Source organism: Gulosibacter sp. 10, from assembly GCF_900163695.1.
Lineage (GTDB): Bacteria > Actinomycetota > Actinomycetes > Actinomycetales > Microbacteriaceae > Gulosibacter.
In genome coordinates this window covers 87259-110278 of sequence record NZ_FUIC01000021.1, presented here as the reverse complement: position 1 = coordinate 110278, position 23020 = coordinate 87259, and the positions used below count along the sequence as shown (strand labels likewise).

Annotated in this window: 26 protein-coding genes and 1 tRNA gene; 14 read left to right on the top strand and 13 right to left on the bottom strand. The window is 70.3% G+C overall.

Annotation, left to right across the window (positions count from 1 at the left end):
- Positions 1-370: 370 nt before the first annotated feature.
- A complete protein-coding gene (locus tag FM112_RS08695) occupies positions 371-1027 on the bottom strand; it encodes a TetR/AcrR family transcriptional regulator (protein ID WP_176386756.1) in 657 nt (218 codons plus the stop codon).
- Between the two features lie 160 nt (positions 1028-1187).
- Between FM112_RS08695 and FM112_RS08690 the strand changes: the two genes are divergently transcribed.
- Both FM112_RS08690 and FM112_RS08685 read left to right on the top strand, forming a co-directional pair.
- Positions 1188-2066: a universal stress protein gene (locus tag FM112_RS08690; RefSeq protein ID WP_087006533.1), complete on the top strand. Its 879-nt coding sequence runs from the start codon at positions 1188-1190 to the stop codon at positions 2064-2066.
- A 14-nt stretch (positions 2067-2080) separates the two neighbouring features.
- Positions 2081-2851 (top strand): fumarylacetoacetate hydrolase family protein, encoded by a 771-nt coding sequence (locus tag FM112_RS08685; protein WP_087006530.1) that lies wholly within the window; start codon positions 2081-2083, stop codon positions 2849-2851.
- A gap of 88 nt (positions 2852-2939) precedes the next feature.
- Here the strand turns inward: FM112_RS08685 and FM112_RS08680 are convergent, their stop codons facing one another.
- Positions 2940-3551 (bottom strand): SatD family protein, encoded by a 612-nt coding sequence (locus FM112_RS08680; protein ID WP_176386755.1) that lies wholly within the window; start codon positions 3549-3551, stop codon positions 2940-2942.
- A 111-nt stretch (positions 3552-3662) separates the two neighbouring features.
- Between FM112_RS08680 and FM112_RS08675 the strand changes: the two genes are divergently transcribed.
- From FM112_RS08675 to FM112_RS08655, 5 genes are read left to right on the top strand one after another with little or no spacing between them, the layout of a single operon-like run.
- A complete protein-coding gene (locus FM112_RS08675; protein WP_087006526.1) occupies positions 3663-4058 on the top strand; it encodes a hypothetical protein in 396 nt (131 codons plus the stop codon).
- Complete coding sequence (locus tag FM112_RS08670) at positions 4055-4639, top strand: metal-dependent phosphohydrolase (RefSeq protein WP_140400632.1); 585 nt, start codon at positions 4055-4057, stop codon at positions 4637-4639. The genes FM112_RS08675 and FM112_RS08670 overlap by 4 nt, the downstream gene beginning before the upstream one ends.
- Positions 4640-4651: 12 nt before the next feature.
- The gene (gltX, locus tag FM112_RS08665) at positions 4652-6169 is read left to right on the top strand and encodes a glutamate--tRNA ligase (RefSeq protein ID WP_087006522.1); all 1518 of its coding nucleotides are present in this window, start codon (positions 4652-4654) and stop codon (positions 6167-6169) included.
- Positions 6169-7101, top strand: coding sequence for an NAD(P)/FAD-dependent oxidoreductase (locus FM112_RS08660; RefSeq protein ID WP_176386754.1), 933 nt, complete (start codon positions 6169-6171; stop codon positions 7099-7101). The genes gltX and FM112_RS08660 overlap by 1 nt, the downstream gene beginning before the upstream one ends.
- Before the next feature lie 4 nt (positions 7102-7105).
- Complete coding sequence (locus FM112_RS08655) at positions 7106-7648, top strand: hypothetical protein (RefSeq protein WP_087006515.1); 543 nt, start codon at positions 7106-7108, stop codon at positions 7646-7648.
- 20 nt (positions 7649-7668) lie between these two features.
- Here FM112_RS08655 and FM112_RS08650 read toward each other — a convergent pair whose 3' ends face one another.
- The 3 genes from FM112_RS08650 to FM112_RS08640 all read right to left on the bottom strand — a co-directional run bounded on the left by FM112_RS08650 (position 7669) and on the right by FM112_RS08640 (position 10422).
- Positions 7669-8037: a GntR family transcriptional regulator gene (locus FM112_RS08650; protein WP_087006545.1), complete on the bottom strand. Its 369-nt coding sequence runs from the start codon at positions 8035-8037 to the stop codon at positions 7669-7671.
- Complete coding sequence (locus FM112_RS08645; RefSeq protein WP_087006513.1) at positions 8031-8921, bottom strand: hypothetical protein; 891 nt, start codon at positions 8919-8921, stop codon at positions 8031-8033. Before FM112_RS08645 ends, FM112_RS08650 begins: the two co-directional genes overlap by 7 nt.
- Positions 8922-9522: 601 nt before the next feature.
- Positions 9523-10422, bottom strand: a complete 900-nt coding sequence (locus FM112_RS08640) for an ion transporter (RefSeq protein ID WP_087006512.1) — start codon at positions 10420-10422, stop codon at positions 9523-9525.
- Between the two features lie 119 nt (positions 10423-10541).
- Here FM112_RS08640 and FM112_RS08635 point away from each other — a divergent pair.
- Positions 10542-10613: transfer RNA gene (locus tag FM112_RS08635), tRNA-Gln, on the top strand.
- 258 nt (positions 10614-10871) lie between these two features.
- On the opposite strand, the gene tatA is transcribed toward FM112_RS08635, so the two are convergent.
- Positions 10872-11105: a twin-arginine translocase TatA/TatE family subunit gene (tatA, locus tag FM112_RS08630; protein WP_087006510.1), complete on the bottom strand. Its 234-nt coding sequence runs from the start codon at positions 11103-11105 to the stop codon at positions 10872-10874.
- 418 nt (positions 11106-11523) lie between these two features.
- On the opposite strand from tatA, the gene FM112_RS17560 reads away from it, so the two are divergent.
- Positions 11524-12693, top strand: a complete 1170-nt coding sequence (locus tag FM112_RS17560) for an Ltp family lipoprotein (RefSeq protein ID WP_087006508.1) — start codon at positions 11524-11526, stop codon at positions 12691-12693.
- 143 nt (positions 12694-12836) lie between these two features.
- Here FM112_RS17560 and FM112_RS08620 read toward each other — a convergent pair whose 3' ends face one another.
- Entirely contained in the window at positions 12837-14372 is a 1536-nt protein-coding gene (locus tag FM112_RS08620; RefSeq protein ID WP_087006505.1) for an asparagine synthase-related protein, read from the bottom strand.
- 91 nt (positions 14373-14463) lie between these two features.
- The gene (locus FM112_RS08615) at positions 14464-15423 is read right to left on the bottom strand and encodes a TetR/AcrR family transcriptional regulator (protein WP_176386753.1); all 960 of its coding nucleotides are present in this window, start codon (positions 15421-15423) and stop codon (positions 14464-14466) included.
- A gap of 119 nt (positions 15424-15542) precedes the next feature.
- Here FM112_RS08615 and FM112_RS08610 point away from each other — a divergent pair, with 119 nt between their 5' ends.
- The 3 genes from FM112_RS08610 to FM112_RS08600 all read left to right on the top strand — a co-directional run bounded on the left by FM112_RS08610 (position 15543) and on the right by FM112_RS08600 (position 17854).
- Positions 15543-16409, top strand: coding sequence for an ABC transporter ATP-binding protein (locus FM112_RS08610; protein WP_087006543.1), 867 nt, complete (start codon positions 15543-15545; stop codon positions 16407-16409).
- Complete coding sequence (locus tag FM112_RS08605; RefSeq protein WP_087006501.1) at positions 16406-17182, top strand: ABC transporter permease; 777 nt, start codon at positions 16406-16408, stop codon at positions 17180-17182. The genes FM112_RS08610 and FM112_RS08605 overlap by 4 nt, the downstream gene beginning before the upstream one ends.
- Before the next feature lie 186 nt (positions 17183-17368).
- Positions 17369-17854 (top strand): CinA family protein, encoded by a 486-nt coding sequence (locus FM112_RS08600; protein ID WP_087006499.1) that lies wholly within the window; start codon positions 17369-17371, stop codon positions 17852-17854.
- Positions 17855-17906: 52 nt separating this feature from the next.
- On the opposite strand, the gene FM112_RS08595 is transcribed toward FM112_RS08600, so the two are convergent.
- The 3 genes from FM112_RS08595 to FM112_RS08585 form a co-directional block, all read right to left on the bottom strand.
- The gene (locus tag FM112_RS08595) at positions 17907-18176 is read right to left on the bottom strand and encodes a GlsB/YeaQ/YmgE family stress response membrane protein (RefSeq protein ID WP_087006497.1); all 270 of its coding nucleotides are present in this window, start codon (positions 18174-18176) and stop codon (positions 17907-17909) included.
- Between the two features lie 116 nt (positions 18177-18292).
- Positions 18293-18967, bottom strand: a complete 675-nt coding sequence (locus FM112_RS08590) for a DUF6766 family protein (protein ID WP_087006495.1) — start codon at positions 18965-18967, stop codon at positions 18293-18295.
- Positions 18968-19091: 124 nt separating this feature from the next.
- Entirely contained in the window at positions 19092-20000 is a 909-nt protein-coding gene (locus FM112_RS08585) for an SDR family oxidoreductase (RefSeq protein ID WP_087006493.1), read from the bottom strand.
- Between the two features lie 187 nt (positions 20001-20187).
- On the opposite strand from FM112_RS08585, the gene FM112_RS08580 reads away from it, so the two are divergent.
- The gene (locus FM112_RS08580; RefSeq protein ID WP_087006490.1) at positions 20188-20415 is read left to right on the top strand and encodes a hypothetical protein; all 228 of its coding nucleotides are present in this window, start codon (positions 20188-20190) and stop codon (positions 20413-20415) included.
- Complete coding sequence (locus FM112_RS08575) at positions 20412-21551, top strand: YbdK family carboxylate-amine ligase (RefSeq protein WP_087006488.1); 1140 nt, start codon at positions 20412-20414, stop codon at positions 21549-21551. Before FM112_RS08580 ends, FM112_RS08575 begins: the two co-directional genes overlap by 4 nt.
- 207 nt (positions 21552-21758) lie before the next feature.
- On the opposite strand, the gene FM112_RS08570 is transcribed toward FM112_RS08575, so the two are convergent.
- Positions 21759-22307, bottom strand: coding sequence for a type 1 glutamine amidotransferase domain-containing protein (locus tag FM112_RS08570; protein WP_087006487.1), 549 nt, complete (start codon positions 22305-22307; stop codon positions 21759-21761).
- Positions 22308-22442: 135 nt separating this feature from the next.
- Positions 22443-22778 (bottom strand): hypothetical protein, encoded by a 336-nt coding sequence (locus FM112_RS08565; RefSeq protein ID WP_087006485.1) that lies wholly within the window; start codon positions 22776-22778, stop codon positions 22443-22445.
- Positions 22779-23020: the final 242 nt, after the last annotated feature.

Below are 23020 nucleotides of genomic sequence, written 5' to 3'. Positions count from 1 at the left end.
GCTGCCGCTGCCGCTGCCGCTGCCGCTGCCGCTGCCGCTGCCGCTGCCGCTGCCGGGCTGCGGATGTGAGGCGAATGCCGGTTTCTCTCGCGGATATGAGAGCGCTGCAGGGTATGGGCGGGAGATACCCGTCAGCAGCCTCATATCCCGGCGAGAGGGGGACGCGATCGGATCCCGGGGGTGAGGGGGTGCGTGGACGGATTCTGATGGGGCGCCTGGAGCCTCGCATCTTCGGGAAAGGCGGAACCCGGGGCGTCTCCGAGACAGGCGGGGCGGGCGGTGCGCTGGGAGAAGCCGCCCCGCGCCTCGGACAGCGGAGAGCGGGTCACGCCGACGGGGATGAACTCGATCTGCACCGCCCGCGGCGCGGTCAGCGGGGGAGCGGGACGCCGGCCCGGTCGGCGTTCCAGGCGATGATCGCGCGGAGCCCGATGCGGAACAGCTCCTCGAACGCCTCCGCGTTGTGGCTGCCGGCGGCCACGGCGGCGGCGAAGCTCGGCGCGGCGGATTCGAACGCACCGGTGTCGTACACGTCCTCGGGCGCCTGCGCGTTGAGGGCCGAGCCGTAGATGAACGACTCGAGCGAGAAGATGAGCGGCAGGCACTCGTCCACGGGCCACCCCGCATCCCCGAGCGCCCTGGTCACGCGCTCGTACATCGCGATCGAGTGCGGGGAGTGGCTCACCTCGGTGGTCGCCACCGGCACCAGCAGCTCGTGGTTGGCGAGCAGCACGTCGCGGTAGCTGCGGGCCCACTCCTCGAGCGCCTCCGGCCAGGGCCGCGAGTCGAAGGCGTCCACGTCGATCTCGCTCATCACCGCGTCCTCGATCCAGCGCAGGATCTCGTGCTTCGAGGCGGCGTGGTTGTACAGGGCCGAGGGCGTGACGGAGAGCTTGCGCGCGAGCACGGTCATCGTCAGCGCCTGCGCGCCCGACTTCTCGATGATGGTGCGGGCGGTCTCGGTGATGAGCTCGCGGTTGAGCACGCTCGTCCGCGGCCGCCCCGCGGGGCGTCCCGTGCCGCTCATGCCTGCCTCCTCGAATCCACCGGTGTTAAGGAATCCGATGAAATAATCGAGCCTATTCGGTGCACCCGCCGAAGCCCGACTCCATCCCCTGTGTGGGATTGTAGTAACCCGAGAGCGCGCGAATCCCGCGCATTCCGATGCAGCGAGAAGGAACTCAGCCATGCCACCCTCACCCCGGCCGCGCGAACGGCTCATCGTCGGGTACGTCGCGGATGCGCGTGGGCGCGATGCGCTCGAACTCGCCTGCTATCTCGGCGAGGGCAAGCACTACGAGATCGTGCTCGTGATGGTCATGCCCGACACCCGGGCGCTCGGCGCCAACCGCGCGCAGCTCAAGCTCTGGGAGGAGCAGGCGCTGTCGAAGGTGCCGGAGGGAGTCGTCGCCCGCTTCGAGGTGCGCCAGGGCGTCAACGAGGCGCGCGGCCTGCTGGATGCGGCGGAGGACAACGCGGCGCAACTCATCGTCGTGGGCGCGGCGACGGGGCGCATCCTGCGCAGCTTCTCGGTGGGGTCGACGGCGAACGCGCTGCTGCACTCCTCGCCGGTGCCGGTCGCGCTGGCGCCGCGCGGGTTCCGCAACCCCGGCGTACCCCTCGAGCGCCTCACCGGCATCTACGGCACGCGTCCCGGCTCCGAGGTCGTGATCGGCCGCACGGTGGAACGCGCCATCGACCGGGACATCCGCGCCCGACTCATCTCGCTGGTGCAGGTGGACCTCATCGACCCGAAGGACATCCGCGACATCACCGACGAGGCACGGGCGTTCGGCGGCCGCCACCTCGAGGACGCGGCGGAGGGCATGCTCGAATCCGGGCGCGTCACGATCGAGATCGCCGAGGGCAGGGACCTCGAGGACGCGATCGCGACGATCGAGTGGGACCCGCACGAGGTCGCCCTGCTCGGGTCGAGCCGCCTGGGCGGCAACCGCAGCGTGTTCCTCGGGCAGCGCGCGGCGCGCATCCTGCGCGCGCTGCGGGTGCCGGTGATCGTGATCCCGAGCGGCTACCGCGGCGTGGAGCCCATCGACAGCGACGCATAGCTAGACTCGGGCGCGTGAAGATCGCACGCTTCGAATACAAGGACCAGCTCGCGTACGGCATCTACGACGAGGACGCGCAGGAGTACATCCGGCTGCTCGGAGACCCGCTCTACACGGGGTTCGAGACCACCGACGAGCGCGTGCCGGCGGCGGAGGCGCGGCTGCTCGCGCCGGTGATCCCGCGCTCCAAGGTCGTGGCCTTCGGCCGCAACTACTCGGAGCACGCGAAGGAGATGGGCAACGAGGTTCCCGGCGAGCCGCTCATGTTCCTCAAGCCGAACACCTCGATCATCGGCCCCGGGCACGCCATCGTCCTGCCGCCGCAGTCGCAGCAGGTGGAGCACGAGGCCGAGCTCGCCGTGGTGATCGGCAGCGTCGCCCGCAACGTCCTCGCCGCGGACGCCGAGCAGGTGGTGTTCGGCTACACCGTGGCGAACGACGTGACCGCCCGCGACCTGCAGAAGTCGGACGGGCAGTGGAGCCGGGCGAAGGGCTTCGACTCGTTCTGCCCCCTCGGCCCGTACATCGAGACCGAGTTCGACCCCACCAAGGGCGCGATCGGCGCGCAGGTGAACGGCAAGGTGCGCCAGGTCGGCGACCTCGACCAGATGGAGCGCTCGATCGGCGACCTGATCGCCTACGCGTCGAGCGTGTTCACGCTGCTGCCCGGTGACATCCTCCTCACCGGCACCCCTGCCGGCGTCGGCCCGCTCGAGGATGGCGACGAGGTCACCTGCGCGGTCGAGGGCATCGGCGCCCTCCGCAACCCGGTGGTCGCCGCCTAGGCCCCGCATTCGCAGATGCGTCGCACTTCGCGGTTCTCGATCCCGCATCGCCGCGAAGCGCGACGCATCCGTGCGCGCCCGGGAGCGCTCAGGGCAGCCGCGAGAGCGCCTCGATGGCGTCGGTGAGGACGCGGAGGTCGTTGTTGTTGATGCGCTGCGAGTTGGCGGACGGCGAGATGCCGGCGCGCTCGGCCGCGGTGCGGTTGTCGAGCCCGAGCATGAGCGAGTAGAGGGATTCGCGCGCGCCGGAGCGCAGGCGCGCGAGCTGCGCGTCCACGAGCCGCACCGTGGCCGAGGTCAGGGGATTCGCGACCTCGCGATCGTCGACGATGCCCGTGCGGGTGCCCGAGAACCCGGGATCCTGCGCGAGCTGCTCGACCGCCTCGACGGCCGCGCGCGCGTTCCACCACGCGCTGCCGTCCTGGATGCCGCGCTCGCGGTCGACGACGGCCACCTCGCCGCCGCCGAGGCCGAAGCGGAGCTCCACGGCGCCGTAGAGCTCGGCGCGCAGGAGGTGGCTCGCGGCGAGCGCCTCGCCCAGCGAGCCGTAGACGCCCTGCAGCTCGTCGCCCACCGTGACGCGCAGATCGTCGATCGCTGCGACCCGGCTGTTCACCATGTCGAGGGCGTCGAGTAGTTTCGGATGCGTCGCATCGCGATCCGTCCGGCGGGACCCCACCTGGTCGGCCAGGAGGGCCACGCATGAAGGAAATCGCTTCATATTCGCCATGTGAAGAGAATACCTTCATCAACGGGGCTGGGAAAGCGATGCGGCCGAATCGGAAATCCAGAACGGGAGGAGGCGGGCACGATGCTCTTCGACGTCGATCTGCTGCTCAAGGCGCTCGTCATCGCGGTGTGCGGCGCGATCGCGCTGCTGGCGAATCCGCTCATCCGCATGTTCCTGCGCCGCATCGAACCGCCGCAGCCGAAGGCCGACGAGCGGGTGCTCGACGCCGAGCGCACGCTGCCGGGAGGCCGGTGGATCGGCGTCTTCGAGCGCGCCGGCGTCTACGCCTGCCTCGTCGCGGGGTTCCCCGCGGGGCTCGCCTTCATCATCGCGATCAAGGGGCTCGGCCGGTATCCGGAGCTGCGCGCGCAGGCGAACCCGCGGGTGGGGGAGCTGTTCATCATCGGCACGCTCGCGAGCATGCTGTGGGCCGCGGCCTTCGCGGGCATCGCCTACGGGGCGGTGCGGCTGTGGTGAGCCTCGAGCGCGCCGCGGCCGCCGATCTGCCCGACGGCGCGGCGGGATCGCTGCTCGAGCGCTGGCGGGAGCCGCACCGCGACTACCACGGGGAGGGGCATCTGCGGGCCGGGCTGCGCGCGCTCGCGGAGCTCGGCGGCACGCGGCTCGAGCGCATCGCGTTCTGGTGCCATGACGCGGTGCACACGAACACGACGCCGGATGACGAGCTCGCCTCCGCGGAGGTGGCGCGCGAGCTGCTCGGCGCCGCGCTCGAGCCCGCGGAGCTCGAGGAGGTGCGCCGGCTCATCCTCGTCACGATCGACCATGCGCCGGAGCCCGGGGACGCGCCCGGCGCGAGGGTGTCGGACGCCGATCTCGTGGGGCTCGCGTCCGACTGGCCGGCCTACCTCGACAACATCCGCGGCATCCGAGTCGAGCTGCCGATGCTCGACGAGTCGCAGTGGCGGGCCCGTCGGCGCGCGATGGTCGAGCGGCTGCTCGACCGCGAGCCGCTCTTCCGCACTGCTCACGGCCGGGCGCGCTGGGAGGCGCGGGCGAGACGCAATCTGCGATGGGAACTCGCGCTCGCGGCTCAGTAGAATGGGGCCACCATGACTGCTTCTGACGTTGCCGCGCCCGTGACGAGCGCCGCCGGTTCCGATATCCGAGTTCGCTTCTGCCCCTCGCCCACGGGCACCCCGCATGTCGGGCTCATCCGCACCGCCCTGTTCAACTGGGCGTATGCGAAGCACACGGGCGGCACGCTCGTGTTCCGCATCGAGGACACCGACGCGGAGCGCGACTCCGAGGAGAGCTACTCGATGATCCTCGAGGCGCTGCGCTGGCTCGGCCTCGACTGGGACGAGGGCGTCGACGCGGGCGGGCCGCACGGACCGTACCGCCAGTCGCAGCGCAGCGACATCTACCAGGACGTCATCGCGAAGCTCAAGGATGCGGGCTACCTCTACGAGTCCTTCGCGACCGCGGAGGAGATCGAGGCGCGCAACATCGAGAACGGCCGCGACCCGCGCCAGGGCTACGACAACTTCGAGCGCGACCTCACCGAGGAGCAGCGCGAGGCGCTCCGGGCCGAGGGGCGCAAGCCGAGCCTCCGGCTGCGGGTACCCGACGCCGACCTCTCCTTCGAGGACGTGGTGCGCGGCGAGATCACCTTCAAGGCGGGATCGTTCCCCGACTTCGTCGTCGTGCGGCCCAACGGCAAGCCGCTCTACACGCTCGTCAACCCGGTCGACGACGCGCTCATGGGCATCACCCACGTGCTGCGCGGCGAGGACCTCCTCTCCTCGACGCCGCGCCAGATCGCGCTCTACCACGCGCTCATCGCCGTGGGCGTAGCCGACTTCGTGCCGCGCTTCGGCCACCTGCCCTACGTGATGGGGGAGGGGAGCAAGAAGCTCTCGAAGCGCGACCCGGAGTCGAACCTGTTCCACCATCGCGACCGCGGCTTCCTGCCCGAGGGGCTGCTCAACTACCTCGCGCTGCTCGGCTGGTCGATCTCGGCCGACCGCGACGTGTTCACGATGGACGAGATGGTCGAGGCCTTCGACGTGCACGACGTGAACCCCAACCCGGCGCGCTTCGACCTCAAGAAGGCCGAGGCCATCAACGGCGAGCACATGCGCAGGCTCGACGTGGAGGACTTCGCCGGCCGCCTCGTCCCGTACCTCGAGGCCGACGGCATCGAGATCACCGACGAGCGTCGCGGCCTCGTCCGCGAGGCGGCGCCGCTCGTGCAGGAGCGCATGCAGCTGCTCGGCGAGGCGCCCGGCATGCTCGGCTTCCTCTTCACCACGAGCGACCGGCTCGAGTACGCGCCGGATGCGCTCAAGACCCTCAAGGCGGGTGCCGACGAGACGCTCGTCGCCACTCGGGAGGCGCTCGCGGGCCTCGACGACTGGAGCACCGAGCCGATCGAGCAGGCGATGCGCGCGAAGCTCATCGACGAGCTCGGCATCAAGCCGCGCCTCGCGTTCGGCCCGGCCCGCGTCGCGCTCTCGGGCCGTCGCGTCTCGCCGCCGCTCTTCGAGTCGATGGAGCTGCTCGGCAAGGAGGAGACGCTCGCGCGGATCGACCGGCTCCACACCTGGATCACCGGCGGAGCCGAGTAGTGACGATCGGCGCGACCGACCGCTACGAGGTCGTCATCATCGGCGGGGGCCCCGCGGGACTGCAGGCGGGGCTCATCCTCGCGCGGCAGCTGCGGCGGGTGCTCATCCTCGACGGCAACCGGCCGCGCCATTCCGCGACGCTCGAGGCGCACGGCTTCCTGTCGCGCGACAACATCCCGCCCAACGAGCTGCGGGCCGCCGGTCGCGAGTCGGTGGAGCAGTACGAGACCGCCGAGATCCAGTTCGCCCAGGTCACCCGTGTGCGGCGCGAGGGGCAGGGGTTCGCGGTCGAGGCGCGCGGCGTGCGGGGCACCCCGAACCGGCACGTGCTCGCCGAGCGGGTCATCCTCGCGACCGGGCTCAAGGAGCACTTCCCGAACCTGCCGATGCTGCGCGCCTTCTACGGCACGCACATCCACTCCTGCGTGGTGTGCGACGCGTGGAACAAGCGCGAGTCCCGCATCGCGGTGTTCGGGGTGCCGGAGGCGAAGACCCTCGCGTACCGCGCGGCGCAGCTGTCGCGCATCGGGTCGCACGTGACGCTGTTCGCGAGCGAGCGGCAGGTGCCGGAGCCGGATGCGGCGCGGCTGCGCGAGCTCGGCGTGGCGGTGGACCGCCGCGAGCTCGAGGACGCGGTGGGCGACCGCGCGACACTGACGGGGCTGCGGACGGCGGACGGCGAGATCGTGCCGGTCGACGCCGCCTTCGTCCTGCCCGGGTTCGAGGCCCAGCTGGGCTTCCTCGACGAGGACATCCGCCCGGATCTCACGGAGGAGGGGCTCGTGGCGGCGGACGGCTCGGGGCGCACGCGCGTGCAGCACCTCTACGCCACCGGCGAGCTGACGGCGCCGGGGCCCGAGGTGCTGATCATCTCGGCCGGCAAGGGTGCGCGCACCGCGATCGCGGCGCACCGGGATGCGGTCGGGTTCTAGCGTCGTGACCGATCCCGAGGGCGACCTCCATCCCGGTCTGCACGACGCAGCCGCGGTGGAGGAGCCGTTCGGCGCGAGCCTGCGCGGCATCCTCTCCTCCGGCCTCGCGGCGGCCGCGTTCCTCACCGTCGGCGTCGTGGTGATCCTCGTCTTCGTCGCCTTCGCGCAGGCGCTGTGGTCGCTCGAGTTCTGGTCGGGGATGCTCTTCTCGATCTCGGCCTCCGCATTCGCGTGGGTGGCCGTCGTGCACACCCCGGTCTGGCTGCTCGTGGAGCGGCGCGGCTGGAACCGGTACGCGTGCATCGCGCTCGAGGCGGTCGCGCTGGTGCCGCTCGTGCTCGTCTCGCTCGCCTTCACCGCGAGCCTCACCGGCACGCTCATCACGTTCTGGCTCGCGGTGCTGCTGCTCCCCGCGCTCGCGATCGCCTTCTTCGGCGGCATCACCGCGAAGCACGGATGGATGCGCCGCCGGGGATGGCTGCTCTGGGCCGCCATCGCGCTGCTCAGCGGCGTCGGATGGCTGCTCTCGGGCGCATCCGGCGGGTAGCCGCGAACCGGTGGGTCCCGCTAGGGATCCGAGGCCCGGGCCTCGGCGATGCGCGTGAGGTAGCGGGCGGCCTCGCGCGGGGCGAAGCCCAGCTCCTCCAGCTCGCCCAGGGCGCGATCCGCGACGGCGCGGGCCTGCGCCGCGCGCTCGTCGCTCTCGCGCGCGACGAAGGTGCCGCGCCGTCCCTGCGTGTGCACGGCGCCGCGCTCCTCGAGGTGCTGATAGGCGCGGGCCACGGTCCCCGGGGCGAGCCCGAGGTCGGAGGCGAGGCGCCGCACCGTCGGCAGCCGGTCGCCGAGGCGCAGCTCGCCGCGATCGATCGCGCCGAGCACGCCGTCGACGAGCTGCTCCCACACGGGAACGCTGCTCGCGGCGTTGACGCTCAGCACGCGGATGCCTCCCGCTCCCGCCACAGCGCGCGCATCGTCTCGCGGGTGTCTCCCCACAGCGGGCTGCCCAGCGCGAAGGCGATGAGAAGGATCGAGACGGCGAGGAACGCCGGGGCGAAGAGCGCCTCGTGCACCGTCCCGCTGAGCGCGAGGGCGGTGAAGGCGCAGGTGATCAGGCCGATGGCGAACACGCTGCGGAATGCGGCGGTGACCGCATCCACGCGGGCGCGATCGGCCGTGAAGATCTCGAACGCCGTCGAGGCGCGCACGCTCCGGCGCACCAGGGCGCGGCCGGCGAGCTGCGCGATGAGGATCGCGCCGCACACGAGGGCGGCGAAGGCGCCCGTGACCAGGGCCGGCAGCGGGTTCTCGGAGTACGGCGAGACGAAGAGGGCCGCGATGAGGAAGAGCGCGAGCTGCACCGCGGCGACCGTGATCGCGCCGCGCCGGTCGAAGGCCGAGGAGTAGTCGGCGAGGGTCGTGTGGCGGATGCGGGCCGCGGCCGCGGTGCTCTCGCCCGGTGCGGTCAGCGTCCAGGAGCTGCGCGCCGCGAGGGCGACCCGCGCGAGCGCGGAGGCCAGCGAGCAGAGCGCGAGGGCGCAGGCGAGGTAGGTCGCCGTATCGGTCAGCAGGTACCACTCGCGCGGGATGCGCAGTCCGAGTGCTACGGCCGTGACGAACGCGACCAGCACGGCGGCCTCGGCGGCGATGAGGATGCGGTCGGATCGGCGGAGGCCGTGCTCGAGCCGCTCGGCCTGTTCGGGCGAGTGCTCGGGCGCCTCGGCGAGCTGGGCGTCGAACGCGGCGCGGCGTCTGCGCGCTCCTCCGAGGCAGATCGGATGGCGGTGCACGATCCACGCGATGGTCAGGGCGATCCAGAGCATGACGACCTCCTCGTCGGCGGTTGTCCCATTTGTATCAGCATGAACGATACAAAACAAGGGGTGTGCTGTGCGGGCGGGGGAAGGGGCGGGTGCGCGTCGGTGCGCGCGCAGCTGTCGGTGCATGCGCGGCTGTCGGTGCATGCGCGGCTGTCGGTGCGCTGTGCGGGGCGCGGGAGGGAGTGCCCCGGTTGTCGAGGTGGAGCGCGCGGTGTCCGTGCAGGGGAAGTCGTGCAGAGGTGTCCATGCGCGCGGGCTCCTGCGGATGTGAGGCATATGCGGATGTGAGACGCATGCCGGGTATGGGTGCCGTAAAGCCTGCGTATGGCTCACATCTGTGGGAGGGGCGCGCTTTTCGCTCACATCCGGGGGATAGGCGCGCTTTTCTCTCACATCCGTGGTCGAGAGCGCACGAGAACGCCTCACACATCCGGAAGCGTCCGTGAGAACGCCTCGCACATCCGGAAGCATCCGCGGGAACCCCTCACATTCAAGGGCGGCGAGCGAGAACGCCTCGCATCCGAGAGCGGCGAGCGAGAACACCTCATATCGAGACGGGCCGACTGGATGGAGAGGCGCCGGCGGGGAAATGTGCGAGCGGGGCTCAGTCGCGGCGCTCGCGGAGGAGCGCCTTGATCTCGGCGAGCTCGGCATGGAGCGCCTCGACATCCTCCTGCGTCGCCGGCGCCTCCGCGGTGCGGATGGGGCCGGTCTGCACCGGCTTGGGGTCGGCCACGGTGCCCTTCTCGGTGGTGCTGATGTTCGACATGGTGTCCACGATGATCGCGATGAAGAGGTTCAGCATGACGAACGCCGAGACGAGGATGAACGGCATGAAGAAGAGCCAGGCGTTGGGGTGCACCTCCATGATCGGCCGCATGACGCCGGTGGACCAGCTGTCGAGGGTCATGATCTGGAAGAGCGACAGCAGCGAGGCCGGGAGCGTACCGAAGAGCTCGGGGAACTCGTCGCCGAACAGCGAGGTGGCCATGACGGCGGCGACGTAGAAGACGATGGCCATGAGCGCGGCGATGGCGCCGATGCCGGGGATCGCCTTGATGATCGCGGCGGCGATGCGCCGGAGCTGGGGGAGGCGGTTGATGAGGCGGAGCACGCGCAGGACGCGGAGCGAACGGAGGACGGTGAGGTCGCCCACTGCGGGTACGAGGGTGATCGCGACCACGGCGAAGTCGAAGACGTTCCATCCGTCGGGCCAGAAGCGACGGCCCAGTGCGAACATCTTGAGGATCAGCTCGGCCACGAAGATCGCGATCGCGGCGGTGTCGAGGATGCGCAGGGGCGTGCCGATGACCGCGACGATCGACTCCGAGGTCTCGAGGCCGAGCGTGATGGCGTTGACGACGATGACGGCCAGGACAAACGACTGCACGGGGGAGCTCAGGACGAACTCGCCGACGCGACGGCGGAAGCCGGTGGCCCTGGGGTTCGGCTCCCACGGCTCGGTGCGTGCTCGATCCTGGGCGGCGGAGGCGTCTGCGGGCATGCGAACGATGCTAGCGGTGGCGCGTTGCCGGATGGACGTGCTTGAGTAGGAGCAGCCCTCCGCCGAGGGTTTGCAAGCGCGTGCGGAGTGGTCTAAGCTATCCGAGTGCTGCAAAGCACTGGGGTATGGTGTAATTGGCAACACGGCTGATTCTGGTTCAGTTGTTCTTGGTTCGAGTCCAGGTACCCCAGCAAAGAATCCTCATCGAAATCCGTGTCCTAGCGGATGACCGCATTCGCTCAGCGTGTACTGCCTCGCATTCTCCGGCCGGCGATATGCCGGCTCCTGCGAGTTCCGTGCACGGGCGGCTCGATCGCCTCACGGCCACTCGCTGCGACGGGTATCGAAAGTCGGGCGAAACGAGGCCGGGCCATGTGCGTCCTGGTCGATCGCCTCCATCAGCGTTTGCGGGAGAGCGCTCGACCTAAGTCGGCCCGCAGTCGCGGGGTCTACGGCGCGGCGTCGAGCTTCGTCGTGCCCGGCGCGGGCGCTTCTGCCTCGGTGGCAGGCGCAGGACTCTCGGAGATCGGAGTCTCCGTCTTCACCTCGGCTTTGAAAATCCGGAGCGCCTGCCCGATGCCTCGTGCTGCCGCGGGCAGTCGGGAGGAACCGAAGAGCAGCAGCACGATCAGCAGGATGACGATGAGATGCCAGCCGGAGAAGGCGTTTCCGAATGCGCCCATTATTCCCGTTCCCTATCTTGATTTCGAAGTCGTCTATCAGACGGAGCCAAGCGTAACAGCGCCCCGACTCCAGCACCGCGAAGGGCGGCTACGTGGTTGCGCCGTGGCGCCGACCCTCTCAGGGCAGACGCGGGAAACGAGCCGAACCCGCGTCGACTAGGGGCAAACTCGCTGCGATATCGGGGCACTACGTCCGGTTCCGTCCAGCCCAGGCTCATCCCGTCACGAGCGGATCGGTCCGGTAGGGCGTAGTCCGGTTCGGCTTCCGCGCGACGCCATGTCTGTGGGGCGCGGTACCGTTAAACCGAGTCCAAGAGCGACCCGGACGCGATGCGTATCAGCGCCGCGAACAATCCGTGCCGCGTCGTCTCTCGGCTCGCTTCACCGTGCATACTCGACCCGATAGGCGGAAACGCAATTGAACGATATCCAGCCCGGCCAGGTGCCTGCCGGTTGGTACCCCGACCCGCAGCAATTCGGCGCGGAGCGCTATTTCGACGGAGCATCCTGGACAGGGCAGTCTCGTCCGGTCGAGCCAGTCTGGACGGATGCCCCGTACGGGCAGTTCGGGGAGCCGCCGGCGCCGCCCTCCACGAGGAGTTACACCACGACCTGGCTGCTGAGCCTGCTCCTCGGATTCTTCGGCGCCGATCGCTTCTATCTCGGCAAAACCGGTTCGGCGATCGTGAAGCTGCTCACCCTGGGCGGGTTCGCAGTCTGGTGGCTCGTCGACCTCGCCATGACGCTCGCCGGCAAGACTCGCGACGCCGAGGGGCGTGTCGTGACGGGGGAGGGCCGGCAGCCTGCCATCGCCTGGACGGTCAGCGCTACGGTCATCGTGGCGTCCATCATCGGAGCCGGGGTGTCTTCCGGGAACGCTTCCGAGGAGGTCTTCGAGGCGGATGAGCCGCGCGCCTCCTCCACGCCCGCGCCCGCCGAGGATGACGCGCTCGAGGTTGCGGATACCGAGGTCGAGGATTCGCCGTCGCCGGTCGCGGAGGAACCCGAGAACTCGGAGACGGTCTCCCAGCAGCAGGCGGTCTCCGCCGCGAGGGACTACCTGCGCTTCACCGCCTTCTCGCGGAGCGGGCTGATCGATCAGCTCGAGTTCGAGGGCTACTCCACGGAAGACGCGACCTACGCCGTCGACCACGTCGGCGCGGACTGGTTCGAGCAGGCCGCCCTTTCGGCGGAGCAGTACCTGCAGTTCTCGGCGTTCTCGAAGAGCGGGCTGATCGACCAGCTGCTGTTCGAAGGGTTCACCGAGGAGGAGGCGGCCTACGGCGTCGAGCAGGTCTACGACGGCCAGGGCGGCCAGGCCGCCGCCTCGGCGCAGAGCTACCTCGACGTCATGGCGTTCTCGAGGGATGGGCTGATCGATCAGCTCGAATTCGAGGGCTATTCGAACGCCGAGGCTACCGCAGCCGTGGACTCGCTCGATGTCGACTGGAACGAGCAGGCCGCGGCCAAAGCACGAGAGTACCTCGAGTACTCCTCGTTCTCGCGGAGCGCGCTGATCGACCAGCTGATCTTCGAGGGGTTCACCGCCGCACAGGCCGAGCACGGCGTGAACAGCGTCGGACTGTAGCGGCAGAGAAGACGAGGTCGTCGGCCGAGGCGAGCGGCGCCTATAGACGGCGTGACCGTCGAGCATGGCCGGAGCGAGAAGGCTCCGGCCATGCGAAGCGACATCGGCGAAACCCCGCGCAGGCGGGAAGCCGAAACCGGCGGCTACTCCAGCGGCGAGCGTCCGATCGTGCGCTGGGCGTTGATCCCGGGAAGCGCCTCCTGCAGCATCCGGTAGTACGCGAGCTCCTCGGCGGTGCGCAGCGGCGGGTCGAGCTCCGGCGCGGCCTCGACCAGCGCCTCCTCCGAGAGGGGCGTCGGCGCGATCGCGGCCTCGAAGTGCTCGTTCAGCACGTCGTTCATGCCGGTGCCCTCGCCGAACTGCTCCTTGCGCCGCCACAGCACCTCCTCGGGCAGCCAGCCGTCGAACGCGCGGCGCAGCAGCCACTTGGCCGGCCGATCCTCGGTGACGAGCTTCCACTCCGGCGGCAGCGCCATCGCCAGCTCGACCACATCCATATCGAGGAACGGCAGGCGCGGCTCCACGCCGTGCGCGCCGGCGATCCGGTCGACCCGCTGCAGGCCGCTCACGTGCAGCCCCTCCAGCGTCTCGACCAGCGCATCCTGCAGCGCCTCGCCGCGCGTGTGATGGCCGTAGAACGAGTACCCCGCGAACAGCTCGTCCGCGCCCTCGCCGGCCAGCACCACATCCACCTGCTCGGAGGCCAGCTTCGTGACGAGGTGATGCGGCACCGCGCTGTGCACGAGCTTCGGGTCGAAGGACTCGAGCTCGCCGATGATGGTCGGCACGAGCTCGATCGCCTGCTCCGGCGTGTACACGAGCTCGTGGTGGACGGTCCCGACATGATCGGCGACCTTCTTCGCCGCGAGCAGATCGCGGCTGCCCTCGAGCCCCACCGAGAAGCTCGGCAGCTGCACGCCCCGCTCCCGCGCGACCCGCGCGGCGATCGCGGCGATGATGCTCGAGTCCACGCCGCCCGACAGCAGCACGCCGATGGGCTTCTCCGAGTCGAGGCAGTCCTCCACGGCGCGGATCAGCGTCTCGCGAACCGCGTCGAACACCCAGGCCGGCGGCTCCTCATCCGCACCGCGGGCCTTCAGCAGCACGGTCGACGTGCCCGGCATCTCCGGCCCGGACACGAGCCCGTCCTGCGGGCTCCAGACGTAGCCGGGCGGGAAGGGCTCGACGTACTCGCGCCAGTCCTCGTCGAAGGCCTTCATCTCGGATGCGAACACCGTCGTGTCGCCGCGCCGCGCCCAATAGAGTGGCGCGATGCCGAACACGTCGCGCGCGGCGACGAACCGGCCGTCCTCCCCGGCCGCGACGAGCGCGAACGCTCCCCAGAGCCGCTCGAACGCGTCGACGCCCTCCTCGACGTAGAGCTGCAGCGCGGCCTCGAGATCCGAACCCGTGCTGAAGCGCTCGTTGCCGAGGCTGTCGCGGATGTTCCGGTGGTTGTAGACCTCGCCGTCGCCGACGATCCAGACCGCCGCATCCCTCGCGGCGATCGGAGGCGTCGCCGACTCGGGATCCGTGATCGCCAGATGGTCCGTGCCGAGCCACGAGGGCCCGACCGCCCGCGTTCCCCGGCCATCGGGCCCTCGATGACGCATCCGATCGAGCATCCGGATTCCGAGCTTCTCGTCGAACGGTCCATGGGCGGCGACGATGGCCGACATGAAGAATCACTCCCTCTGAGTCGATGAACAGAGCTTCGAGGGTATCGAGACGGAACCGGAGCGACGGTCAGGGAAGGCCGAGGCCGTGCCGCTAGCCGGACTCGGGCGACTGCTTCCGCACCCTCGCCGCCGACTTGACGGCCTCCTTCGCCGCCTCGCGCCGCTTGCGCAGCTCCGCCTCGCGCTTCTCGAGCTCCCGCACCCGGCGCTGCGTCGCCTTCCGCAGCGCCGCCGCGGCCTCGAGCTCGTGCTCGACCGCGGCGAGCGCCGCCTCCGGCGTCTTCGGCTCGGCGGTCTGCGGCGCCTCGCCATCGCGATCCGGACCGCAGTGGACCGATGCGATGCCGTCGAGCCAGATGCGCAGCCCCGCCGCGAAATCCTGCTCCGCCTCCTCGGCCGTCATCGGGGCATCCTCGGGCGCCCCGAAATAGGCCCCGGACTCGATCAGCGGCGCGAGATCCGGGTAGCCGCCCGCCGATACCGCCTCGCGGAGGAGCGTTCTGGTGGCCTCCGAGACGCCCTCGCCGGAATTCGCGAGCTCCCGCAGCAGCGCGGCGTGCCCGCGCACGAACGTGGAGAGGTGCATGAGCAGCAGCAGCCGCTCCTCGTGCGAGACCGGCAGCGTCCGCATCGCCCGCAGCGCGGTATCCGCCACGCGCACCTGCGCGGGCATGAGCAGCGACTCGGACGAGGCAGGGATGTCGAGCACCCACGGATGCCGACGGTACGTCTCGAGCAGGTAGTCGCAGAGCTGTCGGAGCCCGAGCCGCCAGTCCTCGTCGTCCACGGCGATGGCGCCCCTGGTCGCCGCGTCGACCATCAGCTGGTGGAGATCGTCCTTGTTGGCGACGTACCGGTACATCGCCATGGTCGTATAGCCGAAGGTCTTCGCGACCCGCTGCATGGTGACGGCCTGCAGCCCCTCCGCATCCGCGATGCCGATGGCGGCCTCGACGATCCGCTCCAGGCTGAGCTCCCGCTTGGGCCCGCGCTGCGGCGCGGCCTCGGCGCCCCACGCGAGGGCGACTACGCGCGCGACTTCCTCCGGCATGGCGACCTCCTCCCGCAACGGTATATCACGCACACGGTATTGCGCAGGAATTGTGTGTGGCGCATACTGTGTGTCATGCATACTGTCTGCGACATACACAACAATGGGAGGTGGTGGCGATGCCCCCGATGATCGAAGTGCGGAACCTCCGCAAGTCGTTCCAGCGGCACCGCGTGCTCGACGGTCTGGAGATGGACATCGACGGCGGCGTCGTCGCGTTGCTCGGCCCCAACGGCTCGGGCAAGACGACGTTCGTCTCGATTCTCACGACCATCGTGCGACCCGATGCGGGATCCGTGCGCCTGCTCGGGCACGACGCGCTGCGCGAGCCGCGGCGGGTGCGCTCGCTGCTGCGCGTCACGGGCCAGGCCCCGTCGCTCGACGAGCTGCTGAGCGGGCGCGAGAACCTCGTGATCCTCGGCGAGCTGCTCGGACTCGGCGGCCGCGCGAGGGCTCGTGCCGATGAGATGCTCGAGCGCCTCGGCCTCGAGCACACGGGGCGCAAGCCCGTGCGCACCTACTCCGGCGGGATGCGGCGCCGACTCGACCTGGCTGCGAGCCTGATCTCGCCCGCGCCGCTGCTGATCCTCGACGAGCCGACCACCGGACTCGACCCCGTCAGCAGGGCCCGGGTGTGGGAGGACGTGCGAGCGCTCGCTCGCGGCGGCACCACGGTGCTGCTCACGACGCAGACGCTCGACGAGGCCGAGGCGCTCGCGGACCGCGTGATGGTGCTCGACCGGGGCGTCATCGTCGCCGACGGCACGGTGGACGAGCTCACCGCGCTCGTCGGCGGGCGGGCCGTGGCGCTCGTGGATGACGCCGGCAACACGATCGAGACCGCCGAGACCGACGGCAGCCCCGAGTCCGTCGCCGCGGTCCTGGCCCGGATGCGGCACGACCGCCCGGTGCGCGTGGAGCTGCGATCGCCGAGCCTCGAGGACGCCTTCGCGGCGCTCACGCGACGCGAGGAGGTGGCGGCATGACGGCGATCACGGCGCCGCGGGGCATCTCCGCGGCGAGATCGAGCGGCATCTTCATCCGGCGCAGCCTGCTGCTGAGCGTCCGGGACGGCGAGGGGCTGCTGATGGCGATCGCGCTCCCCGCGCTGCTCATGCTCATGTTCACGGTCGTGTTCGGCGGCGCGATCCAGCACGACGGCCGGTACATCGACTACATCGTGCCGGGCATCATCCTCACCTGCGCGGGGTTCGGCGCCGCGTCCACGGCGGTCTCGGTGAGCCGGGACATGACGGCGGGGGCCATGCTGCGGTTCCGCACCATGCCGATCGCCGCCTCGACCTCGATCGTCGGTCACGTGATCGCGAGCCTCGTGCGCAACCTCGTCGCGACCGCGGTGGTCATCGCGATCGCGTTCGCCCTCGGGTTCCGGCCCCGCGGCGACCTCCTCGGCTGGCTGGGCGCGCTGGGTATCGTATCGCTGTGGATCCTCGCGGTGACGAGCGTCTTCGCGGTCATCGGGCTGATCGCCGGGAGCCCCGAGGCCGCGAACGGGTACGGATTCATCATCCTGTTCCTGCCCTACGTGTCGAGCGCCTTCGTCCCCATCGAGACGATGCCCGACTGGCTCGCGCCCGTCGCCGAGCAGCAGCCGGTCACGCCCATCATCGAGACCATCCGGGCCGGGCTGATCGGCGGCGAGGGGAGACCCGCGGCCTCGCTCCTGTGGTGCCTCGGCATCATCGCCGCCGCGACGGTGCTCGCCCTCTGGCGATTCCCGCGCACGCGGGTTCGATAGCCAGACCGCGATCAACGTGCGGGTCACCGAGGGTGGCGATTCCCGCGCACGCGGGTTCGATAGGCACTGCCCGAGACCGGGGGCCTGCGCCCGGGATGCGGCGGAGGCCGATCCAGGGCACAGGCCCCGCGGCTCGAACGGGCGTACGATGGCTCATCCGCGCAGCCAGGAACGTGAGGAGCCCGCATGGTCGAATCCGCATTCGGCGAGGACGTCGACCGTCTCATCGAGGAGCTGTTCCGCGCCGTCGAGGAGCGCGGATGCACCATCTCGACGGCCGAGTCCCTCACAGGCGGGCAGCTGGCGGCCGCCATCGCGGCGGCTCCGCAGGCCGGGCGGTGGTTCCGGGGTGGCATCGTCGCCTATCACCCCGAGGTCAAGTACGACCTGCTGGAGGCACCCCGCGGGCCGGTGGTGACGCCGGAGACCGCGGCGGCCATGGCCCGCTCGGCTGTGGAGCTGCTCGGCGGCGAGTACTCCGTCGCGCTGACCGGCGTGGGCGGTCCCGAGCCGAGCGAGGGTCACCCTCCCGGCACGGTCTATCTCGCCTCGTACGGCGGGGCGGCCGAGCCGACCATCTCGCTGCATCGCTTCGGGGGACGCCCCGTCGAGGTGATGGAGCAGACGATCAAGGCGGCGCTGAACGAACTCATCGCCCGGATACGGGAATAGGCGCCGCCGAGTATTCGACGACGCCTATTCGATTCCTTCGACGGCCGGGCGGTTATTCCGCGCCCTTCTTCCGGCCGACGATCAGGCCGTAGATCAGCAGCACCACGAGCGAGCCGCCGATGGCGAGCAGCCACGATTCGAGCGACCAGAACTTCTCGAGGTCCGCGTTGAACAGCAGCCCGCCGAGCCAGCCGCCGACCATCGCGCCGACGACGCCGAGGATGAGGGTGGCGATCCAGCCGCCGCCCTGCCTGCCGGGGAGGATCGCCTTCGCGATCGCGCCGGCGATCAACCCGAGTACGAGAAATGCGAAAAAGCCCACGGTTCTCTCCTTTCGGTACGGATATTGCTGCTCATTCTATTAGCCGCGCGAGGAATTCCCCTTATCCGTCGAATATCGATGCCGGAACGAGATAGAGGCGTCGGCGCGGAACGCCGTCACTCCGCTTCGACGGCCGAGACCCGGTGCGGCGTGCCGACCGGCTTCGACTCCGCGGAGCCCCGCTGCCGCAGGAAGATCGCGAACGCGACCATCGATCCCACCGCGAGCAGCTCCGACTGCCAGTTCTGGAGGGTGCGGTTCCAGAAATCCGCGGAGAGCACGTAGCCGAGGAAGGAGACCTCGGGCTGCCCGTGCTGCAGCTGCTCCGCGTTGTAGACCACCGTGCCCGCGAGGCCCTGCAGCAGCCACGAGAGGACGAAGATCGTCCCCATCACGATGAGCAGCGAGTTGCTGTAGATCCACCTGCGACAGCCGCGCGCCCGCGCCCAGGCGGGGGAGTCGGGGCGCGCGTACTCGCCCACCAGCTGCTCCTCGTCGGTGCCCGTGCCCTCGCTGCCGGGCTCCTTCGACTCGGGGGACCCGCGCTGCACGAGCCACACCGTCGCGAGGATGAACAGGAAGAACTGCAGGTACTCCGACTGCCAGTTCTCGGCCACGTCGACCACGAAGTCGGAGGACGTGACGAAGTCGAGCCAACCGGCGGCGGTCCCGCCGTGCGCCGCCTGCTCCTCGTTGTAGACGGCCAGGCCGGCGAAGGACTGCCCGAACAGCGTCAGCACGAAGGCCGCGGCGAAGGCGATGGAGAGCGCGTGATCCTTGAACCTGCTCATCATCGTCCGATCAGCACGATCGCGAACATCGCGAGGAGCCCGACCACCACGAGCGCCAGCCAGAAGGAGAACACTGCTTTCATGCGCCGATCCTAGGCCAGCGCCCGCGGGGCCGGCTGACGGATTACGGCGAGGGGGTGCCGCCGTTCACGTTGAGCGTCTCGCCGATCACGTAGCTCGACTCCGGCGAGGTGAGGAAGACGTAGGCCGGGGCGAGCTCGGTCGGCTGTCCGGCCCGGCCGATGGGCGTGTTCTTGCCGAACTCGGGCAGCGCATCCTTCGGCTGCCCGTCGGAGACCTGCAGCGGCGTCCAGATCGGGCCCGGGGCCACCGCGTTCACGCGGATGCCCTTCGGTGCGAGCTGCTGCCCGAGCCCCTTCGTGAAGTTGTTGATCGCGGCCTTGGTGGACGCGTAGTCGAGCAGGGTCTCGGAGGGCTTGTAGGCCTGGATGGAGGTGGAGTTCACGATCGTCGATCCCGCCGGCAGGTGCTTCAGCGCCGCCTTGGAGACGCGATAGATCGCGTGGATGTTGGTCTCGAACGTGGCGGTCCACTGCTCGTCGCGCAGATCCGCGATGTCCGCCACGGCGATCTGCCGGCCGGCGTTGTTCACGAGCGCGTCGAGGCCGCCGAGCGCCTCCGCGGCCCGGTCGACGAGCCGTTCGCAGAACTCGGGGTCGGCGAGGTCGCCGGGCAGCAGCACCGCGCGGCGGCCGGACTCCTCGATGCACCGCTTGATCTCCTGAGCGTCCGCCTCTTCGGCGGGCAGGTAGGAGAGCGCCACATCGGCGCCCTCGCGGGCGAAGGCGATCGCCACGGCCGCGCCGATGCCCGAGTCCGCGCCGGTGATGAGCGCCTTCCTGCCCTCGAGGCGGCCGGTGCCGCGGTAGGAGCGCTGGCCGCGGTCGGTCTTCGGCACGAGCTCCTGGTCGAGCCCGGGCTCGGGCTGGTGCTGCTTGGGCGGGGTGATCTCGGGGAACCGGGTCACGGGGTTCTGGAACGTCAGCTGGTCCGTCTGCGCGTCGTCGGTCATGTCGACTCCTTCCGTCGGGGGATCACCGGACTCAATCACGCGCGGCTGCCCGCGAGGTCCGAACGGCGGCGAGATTCCCAGCACTCGTTGACGTGGATCGCACGGCGGCGCGCCTACGCTCGGAAGCCACCCATACGGGGCCCGTGCGCGGGCTACCCGGTTCCGATCGGACGAAGGAGGCCCGACGATGGCACAGATCGCGAAACCGAATGAGGAGCTCGGCGGGGACGAGGAACTCGTGGCCACCGACCACCGCGATGCGCCCGAGCCGAACGTGCGGCCCGAGGACGAGCAGGTGGTCGAGACGCCCGGCGACACGCCGCGGGAGGCGCTCGAGGAGCTCGGCGCGGATGTCGCATCCACCCCGACCGATCGCGGTCAGGGCGAGCTGCCCGGAGAACGAGACGACGCGTGAGCGGGCGCGAGCGCCGGAGCTTCGGCGTGGAGGAGGAGTACCTGCTCCTCGACGCCGTCACGGGCCGGCCCTCGGATCATGCGGAGCCGCTGATCCGGTCGCTGCCGGAGCAGCGCGAGCGCGCGGACCGGGAGTTCTTCTCGAGCCAGCTCGAGACGGCGACGCCGGTGTGCGTGGATGCCGCCGAGGCGGAGGAGGCGCTCACCGGGTTCCGCCGCGCCGTCTCGGAGGAGGCAGCCCGGCGCGGGGTGGTGCTCGCGGGAACCGGACTGCCGCCGGTGGGCGGCGAGGAGGCCGGCACGGTCACGCCGAAGAAGCGCTATCGCGCCATCGAGGCGGAGGTGCGCAACGCCGGCGCGTACCAGTACGTGACGGGCACGCACGTGCACGTGGAGGTGCCCTCGCGGGATGCCGGCGTGGATGCGCTGCAGCGGTTGGCGCGCTGGGCGCCGACGCTCCTGGCGCTGAGCGCGAACTCGCCGATCTGGCTGGGGGAGCCGACCGGGTTCGCCAGCTGGCGGCACATCAAGAGCATGACCTGGCCGATCGCGGGCTACCCGCCGGCGTTCGCGGACGGGGATGAGTACGACCGTGCGATCGGGCAGCTCGTGGCGAGCGGCGTGCTGCTCGACTCCGGCATCGTGACCTGGGTCGCTCGGCTCTCCGACAACTTCCCGACGATCGAGCTGCGCATCGCGGATGCCCACCTCGAGGCGCGCGATGCGGCGGCGTTCGGCGTGCTGGTGCGCGCGATCGTCGATCAGGGGCTGCGCGAGGCCGAGGAGGGCGTGGCGGCGCCGGGCATCGTTCCCGGCCTGCTCGACGGGGCCCTGTGGCTGGCCGCTCGGGACGGCCTGGAGGCGGAGCTCGTCGATCCGGCAGCGGGCGAGTCCCGGCCGGCTTTCGAGGCGGTCGACCTGCTGCTCGAATCCGTGGCGCCGACGCTCGCCGCCTATGGCGACCTCGAGCGGGTCGAGGGCTATGCGGATCGGCTGCGAAGGGGCGGGAGCCAGGCGGCGCAGCAGCTTCGGAGGTACGAGGAGGACGGCGTCGCCGGTCTGCTCGACCTGTATCGCACCGGCTCGGAGCGCGAGCCGGGAGAGGCGCGCGACCGCCCGGCGGCGACCGCGGTCTGAGCGCGCGGCGCCCGGAGTCCGTGACGGCCCGGCGGATGTCCGCATCCGCCGGGCCGTTTCGCGTGTCGGAGCGATCGGCCGCTTGCGCGTGGGGTCTGAGAGTATGAGGCCGTCGATCGCGCCGGAGCCGCGATACGGAGGCGGCGGGGCCGACGCGATTCGCTCGCGCCGGCCCCGCCGGAGCGCCCGTGGCGGCGCCACTCGGTGTCAGACGGTCTGGCCGTGGTGGCGTCCCTCGGCGATCTCCTCGATGAGCTTGTCGCAGAACGCGTCGAGGTCGTCGGGGGTGCGGCTCGTGACGAGCCCCTGATCGACGACGACCTCCTCGTCGACCCAGGTGGCGCCGGCGTTGCGCAGGTCCGTCTTGAGACTCGGGTAGGAGGTGACGGTGCGGTTCTCGAGCACGTCGGCGTCGGCGAGGATCCATCCGCCGTGGCAGATGGCCGCGACCGGCTTGTGCTGGGCGAAGAAGCTGCGGGTGAACGAGACGGCCTGCTCGTCGAGGCGGATCCGGTCGCCGTTCGCGACGCCGCCGGGGAGCACGAGCGCGTCGTAGTCCTCGGCGTTCGCGTCGGCGGTGGTGCGGGCCACCCTGGCCTCGTGGCCGTTCTTGCCCGTGATCATGCCGGGCTCGGTGGAGATGATGTCGACGGCGGCCTCGTGCTTGAGCAGCTCTGAGAGCGGCCGGGTGAGTTCGGAGTCCTCGTAGCCGTCGGTTGCGAGGATTGCGATGCGTTTGTCTGCCAGGTGGGTCATGGTCGGTTTCCTTCCCTGTCGGCGTTCGCTTCGTTCCGTCTTCGCGGGACGGGTCACCCCAGTGTGCGCGGGGCGTCGAACCTGAACCACCCCGTTGCCAATGGGCGGCCGGAGGACTACCGTTCGCCCGGGTGGTCAGCTGAGCCGGTCCGGCCAGGCCTCCGCCCAGCGGCCGGTTCCGGTGACGTCTCCGGCGTTCGGGCTCAACGCATCGGCCACATGGCCCGGATCGGCGTGCGCGCGCCGATCTCCGGCAAGCCGTGCGAGGTATTGCTCGAGCTGATCCGTGTTCGACACGATGTCCGTCTGCTGCTGTTTCGGAACGTGGTGCACGGTCGCGGACGGGTAGGAGTAGTACACGCACGTGCTCACCCACTGAACGCCTTGCGGGAGGAGGCTCTGGAGGAAGGCGTGGAGACGTTGCGCCTGGATGCGGGCAGCTGCAAACTCCTCTTCAACGATGCCGGACATGGCTGCGGTTCCTCGCGTATGTGAGGCAGGACGGCGTTTCGCTGAGCGCCGGCGGCGGATCGTCGCCTACGAAATGAATTGAGGTGTCGCCGTCGCCTCGGTCTTGTACGACGATGGTCCCTCGCGTACGCGAGGCAGCTATCCCGCCGAGGCCCTCGAAATCGGGAAACACGGGAAAACATACGCGTACGCGTAGTTGGCCTCGCCGAAGGCGTATCCGACTGAACGGGCAGGAGCCTCTC

Coding starts and splice junctions, on each gene's coding strand:
- FM112_RS08620 (WP_087006505.1), bottom strand. CDS start 14,372: ATGTCGGCCATCGTCGCCGCCCATGGACCGTTCGACGAGAAGCTCGGA.
- gltX (WP_087006522.1), top strand. CDS start 4,652: ATGACTGCTTCTGACGTTGCCGCGCCCGTGACGAGCGCCGCCGGTTCC.
- FM112_RS08580 (WP_087006490.1), top strand. CDS start 20,188: ATGGCACAGATCGCGAAACCGAATGAGGAGCTCGGCGGGGACGAGGAA.
- FM112_RS08615 (WP_176386753.1), bottom strand. CDS start 15,423: ATGCCGGAGGAAGTCGCGCGCGTAGTCGCCCTCGCGTGGGGCGCCGAG.
- FM112_RS08695 (WP_176386756.1), bottom strand. CDS start 1,027: ATGAGCGGCACGGGACGCCCCGCGGGGCGGCCGCGGACGAGCGTGCTC.
- FM112_RS08565 (WP_087006485.1), bottom strand. CDS start 22,778: ATGTCCGGCATCGTTGAAGAGGAGTTTGCAGCTGCCCGCATCCAGGCG.
- FM112_RS08585 (WP_087006493.1), bottom strand. CDS start 20,000: ATGACCGACGACGCGCAGACGGACCAGCTGACGTTCCAGAACCCCGTG.
- tatA (WP_087006510.1), bottom strand. CDS start 11,105: ATGGGCGCATTCGGAAACGCCTTCTCCGGCTGGCATCTCATCGTCATC.
- FM112_RS08570 (WP_087006487.1), bottom strand. CDS start 22,307: ATGACCCACCTGGCAGACAAACGCATCGCAATCCTCGCAACCGACGGC.
- FM112_RS08690 (WP_087006533.1), top strand. CDS start 1,188: ATGCCACCCTCACCCCGGCCGCGCGAACGGCTCATCGTCGGGTACGTC.
- FM112_RS08590 (WP_087006495.1), bottom strand. CDS start 18,967: ATGAGCAGGTTCAAGGATCACGCGCTCTCCATCGCCTTCGCCGCGGCC.
- FM112_RS08600 (WP_087006499.1), top strand. CDS start 17,369: ATGGTCGAATCCGCATTCGGCGAGGACGTCGACCGTCTCATCGAGGAG.
- FM112_RS08610 (WP_087006543.1), top strand. CDS start 15,543: ATGCCCCCGATGATCGAAGTGCGGAACCTCCGCAAGTCGTTCCAGCGG.
- FM112_RS08675 (WP_087006526.1), top strand. CDS start 3,663: ATGCTCTTCGACGTCGATCTGCTGCTCAAGGCGCTCGTCATCGCGGTG.
- FM112_RS08645 (WP_087006513.1), bottom strand. CDS start 8,921: ATGCTCTGGATCGCCCTGACCATCGCGTGGATCGTGCACCGCCATCCG.
- FM112_RS08605 (WP_087006501.1), top strand. CDS start 16,406: ATGACGGCGATCACGGCGCCGCGGGGCATCTCCGCGGCGAGATCGAGC.
- FM112_RS08640 (WP_087006512.1), bottom strand. CDS start 10,422: ATGCCCGCAGACGCCTCCGCCGCCCAGGATCGAGCACGCACCGAGCCG.